At 48.4% G+C, this 2,485-nt stretch carries 1 protein-coding gene; it reads right to left on the bottom strand.

Annotated features, from left to right (window positions below):
• A partial coding sequence (gene polA / locus AC3A8L_RS21125) for a DNA polymerase I (RefSeq protein WP_487964258.1) occupies positions 1 to 2,485 on the bottom strand: 2,485 nt, incomplete at both ends.

Below are 2,485 nucleotides of genomic sequence, written 5' to 3' on the forward strand. Positions count from 1 at the left end.
CTTGTCTTCGCATACCGTTGCGGTCGTTAATTTCTGGTAGGTGTAGGCGCCGGCCCGCCAAGGTTTGCACATAGCCTTTATCGGCGGCGTCTACTCGGGTGTTGTCCATGTAAGACTTAACCCCCGGGTAGCGTTCAAAATATAAGTCGATATAACTTTGTGCTTCGGCGCGGCCAATGCGAAGTTGCTTGGCAAGGCCGAAAGCGCTCATACCGTAAATTAAGCCAAAGTTAATGGCTTTAGCACTGCGACGTTGTTGCGGCTCTACGGCTTCAAGGGGAACCCCAAATACTTCGGCAGCAGTAGCGCTGTGAACATCTTTACCGTCATTAAAAGCTTTTAATAACGTTTTATCGCCGGATAGGTGCGCCATAATGCGCAATTCAATTTGAGAGTAATCTGCCGCAACAATTTTGTAGCCTTTCGGTGCAGTAAACGCTTTGCGTATACGCCGGCCTTCGGCATTTTTAATGGGGATATTTTGCAGGTTAGGGTTATTCGAGCTTAAGCGACCTGTGGCCGTTACTGCTTGGTGATACGAGGTGTGCACCCGGCCTGTTGCAGGGGCAATCATATTGGGGAGTTTATCGGTGTAGGTCGACTTCAGTTTTGCCAAACCCCTGTGCTCTAAAATAAGTTTAGGTAAGGGGTAATCAAGTGCGAGCTCTTGCAGAACTTCTTCGGCCGTAGAGGGGGCGCCGCCTTTGGTTTTTTTCAAGATGGGCAAGCCCAGCTCGTTGAAAAATATTTCCCCGAGCTGTTTTGGGCTGGCGAGGTTGAACTCGCGGCCGGCAAGATTAAAGGCTTCTTTTTCCAGTTCATCTAAACGCTGCGTGAGTTCTTGGCTGTGTTGGTTTAATACCCCGGCATCCAGTAAAACTCCATTGCGTTCGATACTATGCAAAACCTTAACCAGCGGTAATTCAATGTCATTAAAGACACTAAGTAGCTCTGGCATTGCCGATAACTTTTCCCACAGCGCTAAGTGTAAGCGGAGCGTAATATCGGCATCTTCAGCGGCATAAGGTGCAGCTTTGTCTAGCTCGATTTGATTAAAGGTAAGTTGCTTGGCGCCCTTACCTGCAATTTCTTCAAAGCTAATGTTGGTGTGCCCTAGGTGTGCCAGCGCGAGAGTGTCCATATCATGCCGGCCCAGCGAGTTGTTCACATAGCTCTCTAGCATGGTGTCGAATTTAATGGCCCTCAGTTCTATACCGTGATTACTCAATACATTGGCGTCGTACTTTAAATTTTGGCCGACGATAGGGGTATTTTCATCTTCCAATAAAGGGCGCAGTTGCTCTAGTACCCAGTCGCGCTCAAGCTGTTCTGGCGCACCTAGGTAATCATGTGCAAAAGGTACGTAAGCGGCGCTGCCGGGTTCAACTGCAAAAGAGACACCCACTACTTGAGCTGCCATGTAGTCCAAACTCGTTGTTTCGGTATCAAAGGCGAACAGTGGCGCGGCCTTAAGCTTATCCAGCCAGTGTGTAAATGAGGCTTTATCCAGAATGGTATCGTATTGGGTTTCAATATCATCGACGGGAACGGTTAAGGTTTCTTCGTTACCGAGCGCTTCCTTGGCTGAAGTGGCTGGGCTTTGACCGTCTTGGTTGAGTTCGCTAACCCAATGTTTAAACTCGTATTCAATAAAGAATGTTTTCAGCTCTTCCGTATTGGCTGGCGCGTTATGTAACTCATCCAATTTAAAGTCTAGTTCTACATCAAGTTTAATGGTGGCGAGTAGATAGGATAAGTCGGCAGATTCACGGTTGGCTTCCAATTTCTTGGCCAGAGTTTTAGCGCCGCGAAAACTCAGTCCCGCGACTTCATCAAGGCGTTGATAAATATTTTCAATACTTCCCAAGCCTTGCAGCAAGCCTACAGCTGTTTTCTCACCCACACCCGGCACGCCAGGAATGTTATCCACTTTGTCGCCCATTAAGGCGAGGAAGTCGATAATTAATTCGGGAGGAATACCAAACTTGTCTTTCACGCCTTGAATATCCATCACGGTATCCGTCATGGTATTGACGAGAGTGACATGTTTATTCACCAGCTGGGCCATATCTTTATCGCCAGTAGATATCACAACGTCGCGTTGCTGCTCGGTGGCAATGCGTGACAGCGTTCCAATTACGTCGTCCGCCTCTACGCCCTCGATGCAAATAAGCGGTAAGCCCATGGCTCGAATAATATCGTGGATAGGCGCTATTTGGCTGCGAAGGTCGTCGGGCATGGGGGGGCGGTTGGCTTTGTACTCTTTATAAATATCATCGCGGAAGGTTTTGCCTTTGGCATCAAAGATGACTACGACGATGCTTTCTGGATAGTCTTTGTGTAACCGGCGCATCATATTGATGACACCTTTAATGGCACCTGTTGGCTGGCCCTTGGAATTATTCAGCGGTGGCAGGGCATGGTAGGCACGAAATAGATAAGACGAGCCATCAACTAGCACTATTGGCGCAGTGGTGGGGGTATT

It is taken from the genome of Marinagarivorans sp., from assembly GCF_982758155.1.